At 41.4% G+C, this 18,915-nt stretch carries 13 protein-coding genes and 9 pseudogenes; 6 read left to right on the top strand and 16 right to left on the bottom strand.

Annotated features, from left to right (window positions below):
• Positions 1 to 2 precede the first annotated feature (2 nt).
• The 4 genes and pseudogenes from JCM19033_RS02745 to JCM19033_RS02730 all read right to left on the bottom strand — a co-directional run bounded on the left by JCM19033_RS02745 (position 3) and on the right by JCM19033_RS02730 (position 5,051).
• Positions 3 to 1,309: pseudogene (locus JCM19033_RS02745) on the bottom strand (dihydrolipoamide acetyltransferase family protein).
• Positions 1,310 to 1,506: 197 nt separating this feature from the next.
• A complete protein-coding gene (locus JCM19033_RS02740) occupies positions 1,507 to 2,484 on the bottom strand; it encodes an alpha-ketoacid dehydrogenase subunit beta (RefSeq protein WP_054635190.1) in 978 nt (325 codons plus the stop codon).
• A 3-nt stretch (positions 2,485 to 2,487) separates the two neighbouring features.
• Complete coding sequence (gene pdhA / locus JCM19033_RS02735; RefSeq protein ID WP_054635189.1) at positions 2,488 to 3,570, bottom strand: pyruvate dehydrogenase (acetyl-transferring) E1 component subunit alpha; 1,083 nt, start codon at positions 3,568 to 3,570, stop codon at positions 2,488 to 2,490.
• 722 nt (positions 3,571 to 4,292) lie between these two features.
• Positions 4,293 to 5,051, bottom strand: coding sequence for a YkyA family protein (locus JCM19033_RS02730; protein ID WP_083465238.1), 759 nt, complete (start codon positions 5,049 to 5,051; stop codon positions 4,293 to 4,295).
• Between the two features lie 320 nt (positions 5,052 to 5,371).
• On the opposite strand from JCM19033_RS02730, the pseudogene JCM19033_RS27885 reads away from it, so the two are divergent.
• A pseudogene (locus JCM19033_RS27885) lies at positions 5,372 to 5,464 on the top strand (YjcZ family sporulation protein); the annotation flags it as partial.
• Positions 5,465 to 5,623: 159 nt separating this feature from the next.
• Positions 5,624 to 6,169, top strand: a complete 546-nt coding sequence (gene def, locus JCM19033_RS02725; protein WP_054635188.1) for a peptide deformylase — start codon at positions 5,624 to 5,626, stop codon at positions 6,167 to 6,169.
• A 43-nt stretch (positions 6,170 to 6,212) separates the two neighbouring features.
• Here def and JCM19033_RS02720 read toward each other — a convergent pair whose 3' ends face one another.
• Positions 6,213 to 7,004 carry a Cof-type HAD-IIB family hydrolase gene (locus tag JCM19033_RS02720; protein WP_083465236.1) on the bottom strand — a complete coding sequence of 264 codons (792 nt, stop codon included), beginning with the start codon at positions 7,002 to 7,004 and terminating at the stop codon, positions 6,213 to 6,215.
• A 474-nt stretch (positions 7,005 to 7,478) separates the two neighbouring features.
• Between JCM19033_RS02720 and JCM19033_RS02710 the strand changes: the two genes are divergently transcribed.
• A complete protein-coding gene (locus JCM19033_RS02710) occupies positions 7,479 to 7,688 on the top strand; it encodes a DNA-dependent RNA polymerase subunit epsilon (protein ID WP_054635186.1) in 210 nt (69 codons plus the stop codon).
• Positions 7,689 to 7,692: 4 nt separating this feature from the next.
• Positions 7,693 to 9,359: pseudogene (gene rnjA / locus JCM19033_RS02705) on the top strand (ribonuclease J1).
• A 151-nt stretch (positions 9,360 to 9,510) separates the two neighbouring features.
• Here the strand turns inward: rnjA and JCM19033_RS02700 are convergent.
• The 5 genes and pseudogenes from JCM19033_RS02700 to JCM19033_RS02685 form a co-directional block, all read right to left on the bottom strand.
• Positions 9,511 to 10,184 (bottom strand): annotated as a pseudogene (locus JCM19033_RS02700) (TrkA family potassium uptake protein).
• Positions 10,185 to 10,279: 95 nt separating this feature from the next.
• Positions 10,280 to 10,780 carry an N-acetylmuramoyl-L-alanine amidase gene (locus tag JCM19033_RS02695; protein ID WP_054635185.1) on the bottom strand — a complete coding sequence of 167 codons (501 nt, stop codon included), beginning with the start codon at positions 10,778 to 10,780 and terminating at the stop codon, positions 10,280 to 10,282.
• An 11-nt stretch (positions 10,781 to 10,791) separates the two neighbouring features.
• Positions 10,792 to 10,968, bottom strand: a complete 177-nt coding sequence (locus JCM19033_RS23095) for a hypothetical protein (protein ID WP_157049712.1) — start codon at positions 10,966 to 10,968, stop codon at positions 10,792 to 10,794.
• Between the two features lie 245 nt (positions 10,969 to 11,213).
• Positions 11,214 to 11,667 (bottom strand): annotated as a pseudogene (locus tag JCM19033_RS02690) (TlpA disulfide reductase family protein).
• A gap of 80 nt (positions 11,668 to 11,747) precedes the next feature.
• A pseudogene (locus JCM19033_RS02685) lies at positions 11,748 to 12,291 on the bottom strand (peroxiredoxin).
• Between the two features lie 477 nt (positions 12,292 to 12,768).
• On the opposite strand from JCM19033_RS02685, the gene JCM19033_RS02680 reads away from it, so the two are divergent.
• Positions 12,769 to 13,602: a mechanosensitive ion channel family protein gene (locus JCM19033_RS02680; protein WP_054635184.1), complete on the top strand. Its 834-nt coding sequence runs from the start codon at positions 12,769 to 12,771 to the stop codon at positions 13,600 to 13,602.
• A 241-nt stretch (positions 13,603 to 13,843) separates the two neighbouring features.
• On the opposite strand, the gene JCM19033_RS02675 is transcribed toward JCM19033_RS02680, so the two are convergent.
• The 4 genes and pseudogenes from JCM19033_RS02675 to dapD form a co-directional block, all read right to left on the bottom strand.
• Entirely contained in the window at positions 13,844 to 14,092 is a 249-nt protein-coding gene (locus JCM19033_RS02675; RefSeq protein WP_054635183.1) for a YkuS family protein, read from the bottom strand.
• A 179-nt stretch (positions 14,093 to 14,271) separates the two neighbouring features.
• Positions 14,272 to 15,359 (bottom strand): annotated as a pseudogene (locus tag JCM19033_RS02670) (N-acetyldiaminopimelate deacetylase).
• On the bottom strand, positions 15,356 to 16,570 hold the full coding sequence (locus JCM19033_RS02665; protein WP_269757934.1) for an aspartate aminotransferase family protein: 1,215 nt from the start codon (positions 16,568 to 16,570) through the stop codon (positions 15,356 to 15,358). Before JCM19033_RS02665 ends, JCM19033_RS02670 begins: the two are co-directional and overlap by 4 nt.
• Positions 16,571 to 16,644: 74 nt before the next feature.
• Positions 16,645 to 17,362: pseudogene (gene dapD, locus JCM19033_RS02660) on the bottom strand (2,3,4,5-tetrahydropyridine-2,6-dicarboxylate N-acetyltransferase).
• 240 nt (positions 17,363 to 17,602) lie between these two features.
• Between dapD and rraA the strand changes: the two are divergent.
• Positions 17,603 to 18,078, top strand: a pseudogene (rraA, locus tag JCM19033_RS02655) (ribonuclease E activity regulator RraA).
• A gap of 56 nt (positions 18,079 to 18,134) precedes the next feature.
• Here rraA and JCM19033_RS24050 read toward each other — a convergent pair.
• Both JCM19033_RS24050 and JCM19033_RS24045 read right to left on the bottom strand, forming a co-directional pair.
• On the bottom strand, positions 18,135 to 18,497 hold the full coding sequence (locus tag JCM19033_RS24050; RefSeq protein WP_054635182.1) for a peptide-methionine (S)-S-oxide reductase: 363 nt from the start codon (positions 18,495 to 18,497) through the stop codon (positions 18,135 to 18,137).
• A gap of 23 nt (positions 18,498 to 18,520) precedes the next feature.
• A complete protein-coding gene (locus JCM19033_RS24045) occupies positions 18,521 to 18,682 on the bottom strand; it encodes a peptide-methionine (S)-S-oxide reductase (RefSeq protein ID WP_198153395.1) in 162 nt (53 codons plus the stop codon).
• Between the last annotated feature and the right edge of the window lie 233 nt (positions 18,683 to 18,915).

Here is an 18,915-nt window from a genome sequence, read left to right as displayed (position 1 = left end):
TTTTACCCCTCCATTACGATTAGTTCAGGATCATTAAGTAAGCGCTTCACGTGGTTTAATGCGTTTTGCGCTGTGACGCCATCGATGAGACGGTGGTCATAACTTAATGATAAAGCAAGTACAGGTGCGATGACAACTTCTCCATCACGAACTACTGCTTTTTCTTCAATGCGTCCAATTCCAAGGATTGCTACTTCTGGATGGTTGATAACTGGAGTAAACCATTGTCCCTGAGCAGAACCCACGTTTGAAATGGTTACAGTGCCGCCTTTCATTTCTTCAGCTGAAAGTTTTCCGTCACGGGCCTTCAATGCAAGCTCATTGATTTCTTTAGCAAGCATAAAGATGGATTTGCGGTCTGCGTCTTTGACTACTGGAACGACCAGCCCTTGTTTTGTATCAGCTGCGATACCAATATTAAAGTAGTTTTTATAAACGATTTCCTGGTTCTCATCATCAATAGAAGCATTTAGTGCCGGGAATTCACGCACGGCAGAAGTTAAAGCTTTCACTACATACGGCAGATACGTAAGCTTAATATCTTTTTCGGCAGCAACAGGCTTGAACTTCTTACGGTTTGCAACGAGATTTGTTACGTCTACTTCATCCATGTGCGTAACATGAGGAGCTGTCTGCTTGGAATTAACCATAGCATTTGCGATCGCTTTGCGGATCCCTTTTAGTGTACGCGCTCTTCAAGCTGCTCTGTAGCTTGTGCGGATGCAGCAGCAGGTTTCTCTTGCTTTTGTTCTTGCTGTTCTTGTTCGCTGGCTGCAACTTTTTCATCAGTGCCGGCTGTTTCCTGTCCGCCATCAAGGAAGGACTCAACGTCTTCTTTCAGCACCCGGCCATTTTTTCCGCTGCCGCTGACTTTACGGATATCGACACCTTTGTCTCTGGCAAATTTTCGTACAGATGGCATAGCGATGACACGACGGTCGTCATCAACATCCGTATCTGTTTCAGCTGCTGGAGCAGACGCTTCAGAAGCTTCTTCTTTCTTTTCTTCCTTTGGTGCTTCTGTTTCAGCTTCTTTTTCGCTGCTGTCGTCCCCGGAAGGAGCATCTTCACTTCCGTCATCAATAATTAATACTGTCGTCCCCACAGTTGTGGTAACCCCTTCGTCCACTTTTACTTCTTTAACGGTGCCATCAACAGGAGAAGGAATCTCTACAACGGCTTTGTCATTCTGCACTTCACAAAGAACGTCGTCTTCCTTAATTGTATCGCCTTCTTTTACAAACCACTTAACAATTTCACCTTCATGAATACCTTCACCGATATCCGGTAGTTTAAATTCAAATGCCACAGATAGTGCCTCCTTTTTAACTAACTAAAAATGATAGAAAAATCCCTTGTACTTTCACCTTTTACGGACAGGAGAAGTCTCTATTTTTCTTTACTTTCCCTAAACAAGCTGGGTGCATGCATTGGTAAAAAAGAGACTGAAAAAGGTAATCAGGATTACCCTGACTCCTTTTCCAGTCAGGAATCTATGAGCTTCAATTAAAAGTTCATTACTTCTTTTGCTTTTTCCACTACATCATTGTAATGCGGAAGCCAGATATCTTCAGCTACTGCAAACGGGTACGTAGTATCAGGAGCCGTTACTCGCATAACAGGAGCCTCAAGATGCAAGATGGCACGCTCAGTAATGTCAGCCACTACCTGTGCTGCGATACCAGCTTGTTTTTGCGCTTCTTGAACGACAATCACGCGGTTTGTTTTTTCTACAGACGCAAGGATTGTATCCAAGTCGATTGGGCTGACTGTCCGAAGATCTACAACCTCCAGTTCAATCCCTTCCTCTGCAAGCTCTTCGGCAGCTTTCAAGCATGTATGGACCATTGCTCCATAAGTAACTACCGTGATGTCTTTTCCTTCACGCTTTACATCTGCTTTTCCAAGCTCAATGGTGTACTCTTCCTCAGGTACTTCTTCACGGAACGAACGGTAGAGCTTCATGTGCTCAAGATAAACAACTGGGTCGTTATCTCTAATAGAAGAAATTAAAAGGCCTTTCGCATCGTACGGTGTAGATGGAATAACCACTTTCAATCCTGGAGTCTGAGCCATAAGGCCTTCCAGGCTGTCCGCATGCATTTCAGGTGTCTTAACCCCTCCTCCAAAAGGAGAACGAACAGTGATTGGAGAGTGGTAGTGCCCGCCGGAACGGTAACGCATACGTGTCATTTGACCTGCAATGGAGTCCATTACCTCAAATACAAATCCAAAGAACTGAATTTCCATAACAGGACGGAATCCTGTCACACCAAGTCCGATGGCAAGTCCACCGATACCTGATTCGGCAAGGGGTGTATCAAACACACGCTCTTCGCCAAATTCTTTTTGAAGCCCTTCTGTTGCACGGAATACTCCGCCATTTTGTCCTACGTCTTCACCGAAAACGAGCACGTTCTCGTCGTTGTTCAGCTCAGTACGCATGGCATCTGTAATTGCTTGAATCATGGTCATTTGCGCCATAGCTTACTTCGACTCCTTCGCTCTATATTCTTCTAATTGCTCTTGAAGGTTAGCTGGCAATGTTTCGAACATAAATCCGATAAGGTCAGTGACCTTCTGCTTTGGTGTTTCATCTGCTTGTTTAATCGCAGCTTTAATGTCTTCTTTTGCTTGTTCTACAATTTCATTTTCTCTTTCCTCAGTCCATAGATCTTTGCTTTCAAGATACTTCCGGAAGCGAATAAGAGGATCCTTCTTTTCCCATTCGTTATCAAGGTCAGATGTACGATAGCGCGTTGGGTCATCCCCTGCCATCGTATGGGGACCATAACGGTAGGTTAGCGTTTCAATAAGGGTAGGCTCACCTTTTAACGCGTTTTCGCGGGCTGTTTTTGTCGCTGCGTAGACCGCCAGTACATCCATGCCATCAACTTGTACACCATGAATTCCTGCCGCTACTGCTTTTTGGGCAATCGTGCTTGCAGCAGACTGCTTTTCAACCGGAACAGAGATCGCAAATCGGTTGTTTTGGACAATAAAGATAGCTGGTGCATCATAAGCTCCGGCAAAGTTCATGCCCTCGTAGAAGTCACCTTGGGAAGCACCGCCATCTCCCGTGTAAGTAATTGCAACGTTTTCTTTTCCTTTTCGTTTTAAACCAAGGGCAACCCCTGCTGTTTGAACGATTTGAGCACCAATAATGATCTGCGGCATGATTACATTTAGATCCTCAGGGTACTGACCTCCATGAAAGTGTCCTCGGGACCATAGGAAGGCCTGATACAAAGGTAGACCGTGCCAAACAATCTGTGGAATATCACGGTAACCAGGAAGAATCCAGTCCTCCTTATCCAGTGCAAATTGCGAACCTAAAGCAGAAGCCTCCTGCCCAGCTACTGGTGCATAAAAGCCAAGACGACCTTGACGATTTAAAGAAATGGCACGCTGGTCCCAAATTCTTGTATAGACCATACGCTTCATTAATTCCTGGAGCTCCTCATCTGAAAGATCAGGCATAGCGTCTTTGTTCACTACTTCTCCATCTTCATTTAAAATCTGAAATGTTTCAAAGTGACCTTCGACTTGCTCAATTGTATTAGTAGCCACTATGTTCACCTCTTCCTTTCCTCTAAATAAGAAATCATTGTTTCCATTGTAAAGGGTGACAAACTATATATAAGAGAAGAGGAGTGCCCTCGCCTCTTACTATCTAGCTGGATAAAAACACCTAAACGTAGGGTAACCATAATTGATCAAACTCATTAAGAATAAGCCTAAAAATCCTTATTCCCTTTTCTAATCCTCTATAATCACTGTCCACCCATTTTTTTCATATTTCTTTCTGTATCACGATTTTTCTTAAAAAAGTAATACAACCTTTATCCAACACTTAGTCTATACTAATCGAAAAAGGTTCGTCAATCCTTTTGTAATTACTATTTCACTGCTTTGTTAAAAATTTGCACATAGGGAAAATCCACTAAACTGTTATATATCATTTTAAAGTTTATACTAAACAGCTTTACATCAAACCCTTCTAATAAGGCTCAGGAAAAATGTAACACTTTATATAACATAAAAAAATGGCCAAATGAGAAAGATCAAAAGATAAACAACTAACATATCGGATGTCTTTTAGAAAACAGTCCCGCCTTTAAGGTTGGTATACCGTTCAACAGGTGGTTGAGCCATTACCTAGTTAGATGTGTCACTCCCTAAAAAACATTTATTCCGTTTTATACACAACAAAAAAAGGTAACAATTATCAATCTGATAATCGGTACCTTCTTTATCTATAAGACGCAATGTCCCCTTGGGAAATTCAACTTTTACCCGTTATCGACCACATCGCCAGGTTCTTCTGCTTCTGGTTCTTCCTCTTCTTCACCATTGTCTTCCTCTTCATCATCTTCATCTGGACCTTCTGCTTCAGGGGCTTCTGTTTCTTCTACATTAAGCCCTGCTGCTTGATAAAAAGAAGATTTAGCTTCATTGTATCTGTCTGTATATTCATTAAATCGCTCTTTACTGTCTACCACAGAGCGGTACCTTTCATTTATCGTATCAATATGATCCTGAAGTTCATCGATTTCAAGTTCTTCATCCTGAAACATATGGTAAAGTTCACGATCTAACTCAATGGCTTCCGAATAATTTGTATAGAGCTCCTCATATGAGGCATACCTCTCGTTCATTGTGTCTCTAATATCCTCGGCAGCAGCAATTTCATCTTCTTCCTCAAGGTTCTCCATTTCCTCTTCTGCTTGCTGGTACTCTTCATAGCTGGCTTCAATACTTTCTCTTTCCATTTCCAACCGCTCTTCTCTTTCATCTACCAGCTCAAGGGCTTCATTTGAAAGAGCCTGTATTTCCTCTAATTCAGTCAGACCCAGGGATAAAATTTCTTCATAAATTTCATATTCCTGTTGTTCAGCCTCCATCAATGGCTCCTGTTGCTGCTGAAATCCCTCTTCAAGCTCCACTGCTTCTTCCAAATGATTATAAATTGCTTCGGAACTACTTTCCCCACAGGCTGAAATGACTAAAAGGCTGGATGCAGCTATGCTGCTAAGTATTATTTTTTTCATATGTCTCGTCCCCCAGATTCAATCATAAAAAGGTTTATTTCTACACAAAACCACAAATAACCAAAAAATGTTATTCACTTCCCCAATGATATAGCAATATTTCTCTTAAATCAATTAATCTTCCATATTAATCCTGGAATAAAAAGCTGATAATTACTGGGCATATGACCATCCGTTATGGTTTCTTTTACATACAGTGATATAGAAACGCTCAAGAGAGCGGATTTTTGAAGGAGGAATGAATAATGTGGGGTCACGGTGGATGTTATGATCCTTGCGGATATGGATATCCTACTCAAGTAGCTGGTGTAGGACACGGACCAGGAAGAGGCTTTGCTTTGATTGTAGTTCTTTTCATTTTGTTAATCATTGTTGGAGCTTCTCGTTTCCATCATCACACACCAAGCAAATAATTGGTGTAGTAAAGGCTCCGTGCCAATTCCGGCAGGGGCTTTTACTTTTACATACTGCAGTTTTTTGCTTATAATATATTTTGGACCTTAGTATTGAATTTACCGGGATTGTTATATGAATTAATATGAACTACCACGAGTAAGAAAGGAGTGAATTCAATGATTACAATGAATGATATTGTTAGAGAAGGAGATCCAGTACTGCGACAGGTAGCGAAAGAAGTTGCTCTTCCTCCCTCGGAAGAAGATAAAGCAACAGTGCAAAAAATGCTTGAATTCTTAAAAAACAGCCAGGATCCAGAGATCGCTGAAAAATACGGCCTTCGCTCCGGTGTAGGTATCGCAGCCCCTCAACTTGGAATCAGCAAACGATTCTTTGCTGTTCATCTTATAGATGAAAAGGAAAGGGAATACAGCTATGGACTATTTAACCCACGTATCGTAAGTCATTCAGTTGAAACAACGCACCTTGATAACGGTGAAGGATGTTTATCCGTTGACAGAGATGTACCTGGGCTTGTACCCAGGTATTCCCGGATTACTGTTAAGGCTGCCACAGAAGACGGAGAAGAGGTTCAGCTTCGACTCCGCGGTCTTGCTGCTATCGTGTTCCAGCATGAAATTGATCATCTAGACGGCATAATGTTTTATGACCGAATCGAAGATTATGATGACAAAATGAAAAGGTCACTGCCCGACCTGTAAATTATTTCCTTGCAAAAGGCTCCGGAAACGGAGCCTTTTTTCATTATACTTTATTACCTTCAAGGAGACCGAGTGTCTCCAGGCCTGCCCGTATGCCCCCTTCATCAACGGACGCCGTTACAAAATCAGCTGCAGCTTTTGTCTTGTCTAATGCATTTCCCATCGCCACTCCAGCACCAACCATTTCCAGCATTTGAATGTCATTTAACGCATCTCCAAAGGCAGCAGCTTCATCAATGGTAAATCCGAGATGACGAGCAACTGTTTTGATACCTTCTGCCTTCGACCCTCCCTGAGGAAGCACATCCACAGCAAGATTATGCCAGCGAACAAAATCAAACTTCGGATGGGAGTGTAAATATACATGTTCCTCGTGTCCGCTGCAAAAAAGCAATGCCTGATAAATTTCTCTTTCCTTAAAATAGTCTGGATCCTCAGAAGGATACGGTAATTTGAGCCCGCCTACACTTTCAACAATATGAGGGTGGTTGCTTACCGTAGAACGAAAATCTTCATGATCGACAAAAACCATGGGATGATTCTGCGATTCTGCATGCTCCTTCAGACGGGTTAGATAGTTAAAATTCAAAGGCTTCTTTTCAATAACTTCTCCTTCTGCCACTACGTATGAACCGTTAAAGCTGACAAACGTTTCGATACCTAATTCTTCTCTAAGCTCTTCAAACATGAAAGGGGCGCGTCCTGTAGCAATAGCCACATAGACTCCTTTATTTTTCAGCTCAGCAATTGCCTCCTTAGTCGAAGGGGGTACAATCATTTCCTTTGTGTAAAGCGTACCGTCAATATCAAAAAATACAATGCCTGGCTTCTTCAATTTCTCCACTCCTTTTTTCTCTTACCACAGCTTACTTCTATGTAAAGTATCTGCTTCTATAAGGAAAATTTCCACTGTTGCCTGATTTCCTACCATTATGAAGCAAACAGATAAGAATGAAAAGAAAAAGACAGCTTCTTTTCTTCCAAGTTTTTCAGGGCAAGAATTCCGGCAGGCCGCACATAATAAGGGCAAACCAATTACAAGGAGGGATAGTCAATGATGCGGAAATGGAGAAAAAGATTACTGAAGGGATGCCGGAATCTTTTACCAAAACAACGCTTATTGAATGCCTGAATTTAACATTCGGCCTCTTTCTCTATTGAAAAATAATGAAAAATACCTTACAATTTCTAGACTGGCATGTACGGAATGAAAGGCTTTACCTTTCATGCATACCAAAAGCATGAAAAACACAGTCCAATGTTTTATAATAGGATAAGCATTATTTAACAGAACAAGGAGAGGTCGAAGATGATTTTTAAAGTATTTTATCAGGAGAATATTGAAGAAGCTCCTGTCCGGGAAAATACTCATTCACTTTTCGTTGAAGCAGAAAGTGAAAGAGAAGTACGGCATAAACTGGCAGACAGAAACTACAATATTGAATTAGTCCAGGAAGTTTCAGGAGATTTCTTGGAATACGAAAAACAAAGAGAAGATTTCAAAGTGGAGAACATCTAGAGAAATGAAACAAATTAAAGAGAATCAAGTTGCCGTTTTCGCCCTTGGAGGCCTTGGGGAAATCGGCAAAAACACGTATGCCATTGAATACAAAGATGAAATTATTCTTATTGATGCCGGAATTATGTTTCCTGAAGACGAGCTTCTAGGTATCGACTACGTCATACCTGACTATACGTATATTATTAGAAACAAGGAAAAGATTAAAGGTCTTTTCGTTACACACGGACATGAGGATCATATTGGAGGAATTCCTTACCTTTTGCGGGAGGTCAACGTTCCTATTTATGGCGGAAAATTAGCATTGGGCCTGATCAAAGGAAAACTTGAAGAGCATGGGCTTTTGCGCCGGGCCAAGATGATTCCTATTGAAGAAGACCATGTGATTAAATTTGCCCATACACAGGTTTCTTTTTTCCGTACAACACACAGTATTCCAGATTCCTTGGGGATTGTCGTACACACCCCTGAAGGAAATATTGTTCATACCGGTGATTTCAAGTTTGATTTCACACCAGTAGGTGCCCCCGCCAATTTAACTAAAATGGCTCAAATTGGTGAAGAAGGTGTGCTTTGTCTTCTTTCTGACAGCACAAATGCCGAAATTCCAGGATTTACGATGTCTGAAAAAAAGTCGGCAAAAGCATCGAAAATATTTTTACCCAAGTAGATGGCCGAATTATTTTTGCAACTTTTGCTTCTAATATTTATCGTCTTCAGCAAGCTGTAAATGCAGCGGTTAAGCACGGAAGAAAGATTGCAATTTTTGGGCGCAGCATGGAAAATGCGATGACCATCGGCCAAGAACTAGGATATATTCAGGCGCCAAAAGGAACATTTATTGATCATTCACAGTTAAATCGAATTCCTGATAATCAAGTGGCTATTATATGTACGGGAAGCCAAGGAGAACCTATGGCTGCTCTTTCCAGAATTGCTTTTGGTACACATCGCCAAATTCAAGTGATTCCTGGAGATACAGTCGTTTTCTCAAGTTCTCCAATTCCAGGGAATACGCTATCTGTAAATAAGATCATTAACCAGCTTTACCGCGCAGGAGCAAATGTCATCCATGGTTCATTAAATGACATTCATACATCCGGCCACGGCGGCCAGGAAGAACAAAAGCTAATGCTCAGGTTGATGAAACCGAAATTTTTCATGCCTATTCATGGAGAATACCGCATGCTGAAGATGCACACAGTTCTTGCCAGTGACTGCGGCATCGAAAAAGAGAATTCTTTTGTCATGGATAATGGAGAAGTTTTAGCTTTAACAAGAGATGAAGCTTCCGTTGTCGGTAAAGTACCATCTGGAGCCGTTTACGTAGATGGGCATGGGATCGGAGATATTGGAAATATTGTCCTGCGCGACCGACGTATCCTATCCGAAGAGGGATTAGTTGTTGTGGTTGTCAGCCTTGATATGAAAAACTTTAAGGTTTCCGCTGGACCAGATATAATTTCCCGCGGGTTTGTTTACATGCGTGAATCCAGTGATTTGATTAATGACGCTCAAAGTATGCTCGCAAAACATTTACAAGAAGTGATGAATAAGAAAACGACCCAGTGGTCTGAAATAAAAAATGAAATCATTGACTTATTGTCCCCGTACCTTTATGAAAAAACAAAGAGAAAGCCAATGATCCTTCCAATAATTATGGAAGTATAATAAAAAGCTGCCAGCAGGCAGCTTTTTATTATAGGCACATCGTTTTCAAAGCAGAATCAGGATTCAATGAAGAAAGAAATAGTATAGGAACTGATCACACCAGGCTTCTCTCTACCTTTGTCTCTCTCCGTTTCTACGGAGGCGTGTCTCCTTAAGCGTTTCCTTCTTCATCAATCCACCTGTTTTCCAGACGATTAATGTCTTTGTCAGCCCAATAACAATCAACACGTCCTGTGTAAGGATCTTTTCTTCAGGATACGGAGACACTTTGATCTCCTCTCCCCTTTTGATTGCAAGAATGTTACAACCGTACCGTGTTCGCAAATCCAGGTCGACAATGCTCTTATTATTGATGGTGGGTCCCGCTACAAGCTCAACGATGCTGTATTCATCAGAAAGCTCCAAGTAATCCAATACGTTCTCCGATACGACGTTATGTGCGATTCGGACGCCTATGTCTCGTTCAGGATGCACAATTTCATCAGCTCCGATCTTGGCAAGCACTTTTGCGTGGTAATCATTTTGTGCTTTAGCGATGATATTTTTGACCCCCATATCATCCAATATTAAGGTAGTTAAAATGCTTGCTTGAATGTCATCTCCTATTGCAACCACCACTTGATCGAAATTACGTATCCCAAGACTTTTCAACGCTTTTTCATCTGTTCCATCAGCAATTACCGCCTGAGTGACAATGGGAGCAAGCTCGTTTACTTTATGTTCATCCATATCAATGGCTAATACGTCCATCCCTTCAGCAGACAACGCTTTACAAATACTTCCCCCAAAACGTCCGAGGCCGATTACAGCAAATTGTTTTTTCACTCGTTCTTCCTCCAAATACAATCCAAATAATTAATTGGGCAATAGACCTTTGCTAGTTTATTTTAACTTATGCTAAATTGCTTGGCAAAATATTATTACAGTCCCAAAGAGAACCAAGTATATGGACCGACAATCCCATCAATAAACAGGTTGTTTGCCCTTTGAAAATCCACAACTGCTTTTTCTGTAAGAGGACCAAACATTCCGTCTATACCTTTTGGATCAAATCCCTTTTTAACTAATGCTTGCTGAAGAAACTTCACTTCCTCCCCTCTTGCCCCTCTTTTTAATAAGGGAAGGAGATGTTTCTCCCTTAATTGTCCACGAAATCCTTTCATAGATATACCTGGGCATAAGGACGATCCGTGCCCTTTATATTCGTTATGTCCCCGGACATTTGCAATGGGGATTTCTCTTTCTTTTGCAAGAAAGCGAATGAAAGCAAGGGCAGCTTTTTTCTGAAAATCTGTGAGAGACTCTTTTGTGAAGTCGCCAATCAGACAGACCCCAATGGATTGTTGATTATGGTTGGCTGTATGATACGTGATCTCTTCCTGAGACTGACAATGAAATACCCTCCCCTTTTTGTCAATCACATAATGGTACCCTATGCCCGGCCAGCATGGTGATTCACATGATACCTTGCAAAGCTCTCAGGTGAGCCTTCCTTGGTGCCGCTATGGTGTATGACAATTTGCGTGATGGCTTCCCTTGATCTTCTTCTGTATTTTTTATTGTGATGCCGTGGCAATTGCCTTCGCTTATCAATAATGTGTATCTTCATAAAAAACACCTCCTTCTTTGACATAGCTTTTTAGTCAAAAAAAGGAGGAAATAAAGAATCCTGCCGTATCCCATCCTGCTAAAAAAAGGATTCATTCATTTTGCTCAGAGTCCAGTCAGGTCTTTTACAATCTCTTCATTCTATGTAGATAAAATAAAACCAATCAATCTCGTGCGGTAACATGCGATAAAAAGGTGTCTCCACCGGTTACTGTTAATGCAACCTTCAGAGACACCTTTTTATATTTATTTATCTTTAATGCCCAGTACGCGGTTAACACGCTTAGTAAGCATCTTCATTCCGCCTCCGCCAGCTTGAAAGTGACGAAGCGTTCCATCTTTATCAAATACGTAATAAGAAGGAACATATTCATTTTCAAAGGCATCAGTAAGCTTATGCTCATTATCGACAAAGATAGGCTGCGTGATGTCATGCTCATCCGCTACTTCTTTAATTTGATCCAGGTCCAGATCTTTTTCAGAACGTGGCATGTGAACAGCAATCACATTTAAATCATCTTATAATTATCACGGAACTCATTCACGTTTGGCATAGCTTCTTTACAAAGTCCGCAGCTGACTGACCAAAAATGGATTAATGTCGCTTGTCTCCAATTAGATCTTCCTTTGTGACCTCTCCATTATACCAAGTCGTAGCTCCTTCAATTTCAGGCATCTCCGAGCGTAGTTTAAGTGCCATATTTATTTCCTCCTTTTTATATGAGTAAGAAAAAGGCCTAACATTGCTGCTAGACCTTTTCCACTATGGTTGTTAGTGAATTACAAAGTAGCTTGGCCTGGCTTCCAGTTAGCTGGGCAAAGACCGCCAGTTTGTAGAGCTTGAAGCACACGTAGTGTTTCATCTACATCACGGCCAATGTTGTTATGGTTAACAACAGAGTACATCAGTTCACCTTCAGCTGATGATGAATAGACCGCGAAGAGCAACCCCTTCTTCTTCAATGAGTACGCCGTACTCGCGAGATACTTCATGGTTTGTATCAGCAGCTAATGGATAGTTCAAGTCACCAAGACCGTTATCATCACGGTGTGTATTAATCCATGCTTTATGAGTGTGGATTGTATCAGTAGATACACCGATTACTTCTGCATCAAGGTCTTCAAACTCGTCGTAACGATCGCTAAGAGCTGTGATCTCAGTAGGACATACGAACGTAAAGTCCATTGGATACCAGAAAAGTACAGTCCACTTATCTTCTTTCATGTTTTGCTCAAGGCTTACTTTACCAAACTCTTTGTTCGGCATTACCGCATCCATTTCAAATCGTGGTGCTTGCTTGGCTACCATACGCTTATCAGTCATTAATAATTACCTCCTAAATGAATTGAAATGATCTCTGATTACAAAATATATTATAAATGGCTTGTTATTTAAAGTCAATATTAAATTGTAATTAATTTAAATTGATTGCTAAAACGCCATTTATCCCTTATGTAACATTCCCTATCGAAGAAAAAACAAACACAATTTTATCAATGACAATGAGAAAAGATGATGAAATTGAGAATGCAATGAAAAAGAAATGTAAAAGCCTGTCTCACATTTACTCTACCCAACAAGTGGAAGCTTGTAAAATAAAATGCTCATAAAACATCCTTTTATATTTTTGCTTTAGTTTCTGTTTTTTATTCAGTCGGCTTCCTGTTATCTAGAAAGTCCATCGGGAAAGGTTAATTTTTTACAGGTTGTCATAATGTGTTATACTTCGACACGTACCCTTTGCCTTTAAAGGCCGGGTATCCTTTTATTGAGTAGATACATCAGAAAGGAGCCTTATTGATGGAAGAGCTTTTAAATGATACGTTTTTAGGCGTGTTAGTAGGCGGGGCGGTTATGATCCTCCTGCAGATTATCCTCGTGATTATCGGCTATCTTATTGCACGCAGCATAGGAAAAAAAATTATCAGCCGAAGTTTTGAAAGAATGGCTGAACAGCGAAACATGCATCCGGGAAGAGTGAAAACCTTAAAGAACCTTTCTCTTAACGTGTTTGCCTATGCTCTAATTTTCGTTTTGATCACAATTATTGTGGGTATTTTTGATTTAAATATCGCTCCAATTATAGCTGGAGCCGGGATTATAGGGCTTGCTGTCGGTTTTGGTGCCCAGGGTCTTGTAAGTGATGTAGTCACCGGTTTTTTCCTTCTTTTAGAAAAGCAGATTGATGTGGATGATTATGTGACAATTGCCGGGCTGGATGGCGTAGTAGAAGAAGTCGGACTGCGAACCACTCAAATCCGCGCCTTTGACGGCACACTCCACTATATTCCTAACCGGGAAATCAGCTCCGTCAGCAATCATTCAAAAGGAAACATGCAGGCAATGATTGATATAAGCATTTCCTATGATGACGACATTGACCGCGCCATGAAAGTTCTTCAGGATGCTTGTGACCAAGTAGCAGCTGAAGAAGAAGTGATTAAAGACGGCCCTCACGTCTTAGGTGTAGCAAGCTTCGGAGATTCTGATGTAATTATTCGTATTATTGGACAAACGGAAAACATGGAACAATGGGGGATTGAGCGCAAACTTAGAAAAGCCTGCAAAGAAGCACTAGACGCTAATGGAATTGAAATTCCGTTCCCTCACCAAGTTAATATCCAAAAAAAGTAATGACCTTAAAAACCGGCTGCCTGTAAAGAGACAGCCGGTCTTTTTATTACAGATCTTGATGTGGATAAAAAAGAAGCACCTAACACCTGCCATAGTAGTTTAAGGGTGATGATATACCAACCTTTATTAGCCTGGCTTATTTCCCTCGCCCAAAACAACAAGCCGTTGAGAACAATAATCATCTCAACGGCCGAAGAGACCTCAGAAAGGTCACTATTTCATGTATATGTGTATGACGAGACTATTTTTGATTAAGCTTTTCCTCAACCTGACTGCACACTTCGTTTGAACTAAAGCCATGAGCATTAATCACAGACCCTTCCATTGCAGTCTGCTGAATGTTCATCATATTCTCATCCTGACCGGTAATGACACAGCAATCACAGCCCTCAGCGTCCTGCTGTTGTCTCAAAGTAACCACTTCATGTCCAAATTCCTGAAGCTGCTGTTGCACATCTGTTAATGATTCTTCTACACCAATTCGAGCCATTTTACTACCTCCTTCACGTGTTTTCTCTGTTAATATGTACGTTGATAGGTGATTCATGCAAAAGAAACAGAAAAAACTTGGCTTCCCATTTACAGGGCAAGCCAAGCTTTTGCCTACGTCAAAAAACACCAAGTGACGGTGGCTTTATGAAAAACTATTATAGTAATCAATCATGTGCTTCACAGCCACTTCGACAGCTCTATTTGAGGTTCGATTCTGGCATCATGAAGCCCGTATGGTGTATCCACTCCCAGCCAGAACATAAACCCGGGGATATCATCAAGAAAATAGCCAAAATCCTCTCCTGTCATAGCTTCACTGCACTCGACAAGATGGATATCTTCTTTTAAGCGGGTAAAATCCATGAATCGCTTGGTCGTTTCTGATTCATTATATACCTGCCTGTAGTTTGCACCCCAATCGATAGACCCTTCACATTCAAAGCTAGCTTCAATCCCACTGACCAATGCTTGAATCCTGTCTTTTACTTTGTGCATGCTTTCAATCGATAACGTTCGGATTGTTCCTTCCAGCCTGGAGGTCTCAGCAATAATATTTTGCTTTGTCCCTCCTGTTATTTTCCCAATCGTCACCACCGCTGAATCCAAAGGATCTACATTTCTTGCTACTATGCTTTGAAGCTGTGTCACCAAGTGACTGCCTGCCACAACCATGTCATTGGCTAAATGAGGTCGTGCTGCATGTCCTCCTCTTCCTTTTAAATCAATAAAAAGCTCAGAAGTGTTGGCAAACAGAAGCCCTTCACGGGTGGCAATGGTGCCGACCGGGTATTCTGGAGCAATATGCAGGGCAGCCATTTCATCTGGCTTCCACTTTTTGAAAGTCTCTGTGTTCATCATCGGTTCTGCTCCACCAGGACCTTCTTCTGCAGGCTGGAAAATGAAAAGGAGATTATGCTTGGGCTGATTTTCAGAAAAATAACTGAGGATTCCCAGGGCAATTGTCATATGAAGGTCGTGACCGCAAGCATGCATACAGCTTCATGCTCTGACTTAAAGTCATAAGTCGTTTGCTCATTCATTGGAAGGCCATCTATATCCGTTCGGTAACCAAAGGTTTTCTCCGGACTGCTGCCCGTAACAAATACAAAAATTCCAGTCTTCCATGTTTCAATGGTTAAATGGTTTTGTGGAAATTCGCTGATACGGTCAAGTAAATATTGCTGAGTTTTGTACTCCTGAAATCCAAGCTCCGGTATTCTATGAAGGTCTTTTCTTATGGTCTGATACCTATTCATTAGACTCATGAGGAGACGCCCTTTCTAATTACAGCAAATTCATCTTCGAAGGCAGTAACAAAACGATCAGTATCTTCTTTTCGCAAGGTCAACGGCGGCAGCAGACGGACAATATTTCCTTGTGTGACATTTACCATAAAGCCTTTGGAAAGCAAGTTTTTTTGTAGAGCTTTTATTGTAGAAGCATTCTCTTTCATGACTACCCCAAGCATCATACCGATCCCTCGAATCCCTTCCACATGTTCAGGATATTTCCCTTGAAGTCCTTCAAGACGCTGCCATAAGTAGGCTGCATTTTCTTTTCCATATTCAAGGCCTTTTTCCTCGTAAAGAACATCTATTACAGCGTTCCCTAACGCTGAACTCAAAGGTGACGGGGCAAAGGTGGTGCCATGATCTCCAGGCTCAAACAATGACTCCAGTTTTTCTCCCGCAATGATACCGCCTAAAGGAAGACCTCCTCCAATACCTTTGGCAAATAAAACAAGGTCAGGGGTTACGTTTGAGTGCTGGTATGCAAAAAACTCGCCGGTTCTTCCAACACCTGTTTGAATTTCATCTATACAAAAAAGGACATTGTATTTTTCACATAACGATGCCGCCCCTTCCATAAACTCCTTGCTTAATGGAAGAATTCCTCCTGAACCAAGGACCGGCTCCATTAATAGAGCTGCAGGCTTTTTCGTTTTCAGTACGTCTTCAAGATCCTTAAGATTTTCAGGTTCAGCTTCATATACGGGATAATCAGCTGCAGGAAAATCCTGATAAATGCCAGGCTGCCTTGTTAATTTTATCGCTCCTAACGTCCTTCCATGGAAACTCTTTTCAAGCACTACCACGCCAGAACGGTCTTCCTCCTGTCTTGTTCTCCACTTATGGATCAGCTTTACTGCTGCTTCTGTTGCCTCGGCTCCAGAATTAACAAAAAACACTTTTCCAGGGATAGAAAGCTCAATTAGTCTCTTCCCAAGCTTAATTGCCTGTTGGTTTAAAAACACGTTAGAAATATGCAGATACTTCTCACTTTGATCCTTTAAAGCCTGGATGATAGTAGGGTGGGAATGACCGAGAACATTTACAGCCAGTCCTGTAAATAAATCCATGTATTCCTTTCCCTCGTTATCATATAAGTAATTTCCTTCGCCTCTTTCTATCACGATAGGCAGCCGTTGATAGGTATTCATTAAATATTTCTCGTCTAGCTCCTGCCAGTTTGCCACCTTCTGTTCCCCCTTTATGCTTTTAAGACTCCCGCAAGAGAGCACGGGAGTCTTAACATGGTACCTACTATTTATTAGTCTTCTTTTAACTGACGAAGCTCTTGTTTAATTTCTGTTTTTCCTTTTGTCTGCTCGTCGATTTCTTTAATTACTCGTGCTGGAGTTCCGGCAACCACAGTGTTTGGAGGGACATCTTCCGTTACAATGGCTCCTGCTGCTACTACAGCCCCTTCTCCAACAGTAACACCTTCAAGTATTACAGCATTGGCTCCAACAACTACGCCGTCTTCTACAACAACCGGCTTAGCAGATGGAGGCTCAATAACTCCCGCAAGAACAGCACCCGCTCCAATATGGCAGTTGTTTCCGACCGTTGCCCGGCCGCCCATGACAACGTTCATGTCGATCATTGTTCCTTCACCGACTACAGAGCCAATGTTGATGGACGCTCCCATCATAATGACAGCATTTTTACCGATTTCGACTTGGTCGCGGATAATAGCTCCTGGCTCAATTCGCGCTTGAATGCCTTTAAGATCAAGAAGAGGGATAGCAGAATTTCTGCGGTCATTTTCCACAACATAGTCTTCTACTTCTCTTCATTTTCTTTTAGAGCCTTCTCAATTTGTTTCCACTCTCCAAAAAGAACTCCTGTATCACCGGTGATAAATGATTTGGTTTCTTCACCAAAATCAATACCGTCCAGCTGGCCTTTAATATGTACTTTAACCGGGGTTGATTTTTCACTTTCTGATATAACTTAATAATTTCGTTTGCATCCATTTGTTTCATGTCACGTTTCCTCCTTAAAAGTCTTTTACGCCAATAGGTTATCATAGGATTTGCTATATCAAAAGGGAAATGGTTCCCTGCTGTTCTATTATTGGCATACTTAATCATTTTATCATGTTTTTCTATCTTCCTCGACAAGAAAGCTGTAAAGAGTATAAAAAACAAACAATTTATGAGAAGGAAGAGGATTTCTCTTCTAAAAAAGAATACAAAAAGAGACTTAAAAAAGGAGGAATAAATATGATACCAACGACTGATTTATGTGATGAATTTAGAGACCAACTAACACTGGCCAAACCTATCTTTCGACAGTTCGGACTAAAGCGAACGTTTGCCGGTCCAATTAAAACAGTAAAAGTTTTTGAAGACAATGTTCTCGTTAAGAAAGCTCTTGAAACCATACCGGAAGGCTCTGTCCTGGTGGTAGACGGCGGTGGTTCCATGCGCTGTGCTTTAATGGGAGACATGCTTGCAGAAATTGCTGTAAATAGAAACCTTGCAGGAATTATTATCCACGGAATGATCCGTGACTCCCAAGAGATCAATGAAATGAACATAGGTATTTTCTCCCTTGGCACCAACCCATTTAAATCCATTAAAGAAGGAAAAGGAGAAACCGATGTACCTGTAGAATTTGGAGGAGTGGAATGGAAGCCCGGTGAATGGTTTATGCGGATGAAGACGGAATTGTCCTGGCAAAGGAAAAATTAAAATAAACGCCGCAAAGAGGCTGTTTACTTGTCGTACCGAGCAAACAGCCTCTCACTATTTATTACCAGCGTATTGTATTTATACATTCAATTACCTTATTTTCTTCTTCTTCTGTCAGACCCCAATTCGTAAGGTCCCTTTTTATCTCTTCCATGGTCCCATATCCTTTAACCAATCCATTTAATCTCGCAGCAAGTGTAGAGTTGACCATTTCCTGATGGTCAGTAAAGAGACTTGACAGATGAGCGATCGCATGCGGGAACCTTTTCAAATAATATTTCTGATGGTAATCCTCCGCTTTTGTAAATCCTTGAAAAGATGCGATTTCTGTCCGTATCGATATCCCTTCCGCATTTTCTATTTCTTGTTTTACAGCATCGGCAGTCTGATACTGCTCTTCATTGTAATAAAGGAGCAACGACATATATTGCCTTGAACTCCCATAAACTAGAGAAGTATTATGATGGGCCAGAATAAACGAACTAAATGCTGATAAGAAACTTGTTCAGGATCATATTCAATACGAAGGGTTTCTGTATGGTCCCCCATTCTCCTGTAAGTCGGATCTTTGGTTGTGCCCCCTGCATATCCGACCGTTGTGCTGCGCACTCCAGGTATATGCCCGAACCGGGCATCAGGTCCCCAAAATCACCCCATACCAAACACAGCGTATCCCGTTGACTGGGTACTGTTTTTTCCGTTCTCGTTTATCATGTCATTCCTCCTTCCCTTGCTAGTATTTCCTAAAAGCTTTCCTCATGTTTCTTTCATTCTGAATGGGTGTGATCCGTTTTTCAACCTTTTTAGATATTGACCACTGTTAGGGCAATACATTACTCATA

The organism is Thalassobacillus sp. C254 (assembly GCF_001310615.1).
The sequence above is the reverse complement of the archived record's forward strand: the minus strand, read 5'-3'. Positions and strand labels throughout refer to the sequence as shown.

Coding starts and splice junctions, on each gene's coding strand:
- JCM19033_RS02740 (WP_054635190.1), bottom strand. CDS start 2,484: ATGGCGCAAATGACCATGATTCAAGCAATTACAGATGCCATGCGTACT.
- JCM19033_RS02730 (WP_083465238.1), bottom strand. CDS start 5,051: ATGAAAAAAATAATACTTAGCAGCATAGCTGCATCCAGCCTTTTAGTC.
- def (WP_054635188.1), top strand. CDS start 5,624: ATGATTACAATGAATGATATTGTTAGAGAAGGAGATCCAGTACTGCGA.
- JCM19033_RS02710 (WP_054635186.1), top strand. CDS start 7,479: ATGATTTTTAAAGTATTTTATCAGGAGAATATTGAAGAAGCTCCTGTC.
- JCM19033_RS23095 (WP_157049712.1), bottom strand. CDS start 10,968: ATGAAGATACACATTATTGATAAGCGAAGGCAATTGCCACGGCATCAC.
- JCM19033_RS02680 (WP_054635184.1), top strand. CDS start 12,769: ATGGAAGAGCTTTTAAATGATACGTTTTTAGGCGTGTTAGTAGGCGGG.
- JCM19033_RS02675 (WP_054635183.1), bottom strand. CDS start 14,092: ATGGCTCGAATTGGTGTAGAAGAATCATTAACAGATGTGCAACAGCAG.
- JCM19033_RS24050 (WP_054635182.1), bottom strand. CDS start 18,497: ATGTCGTTGCTCCTTTATTACAATGAAGAGCAGTATCAGACTGCCGAT.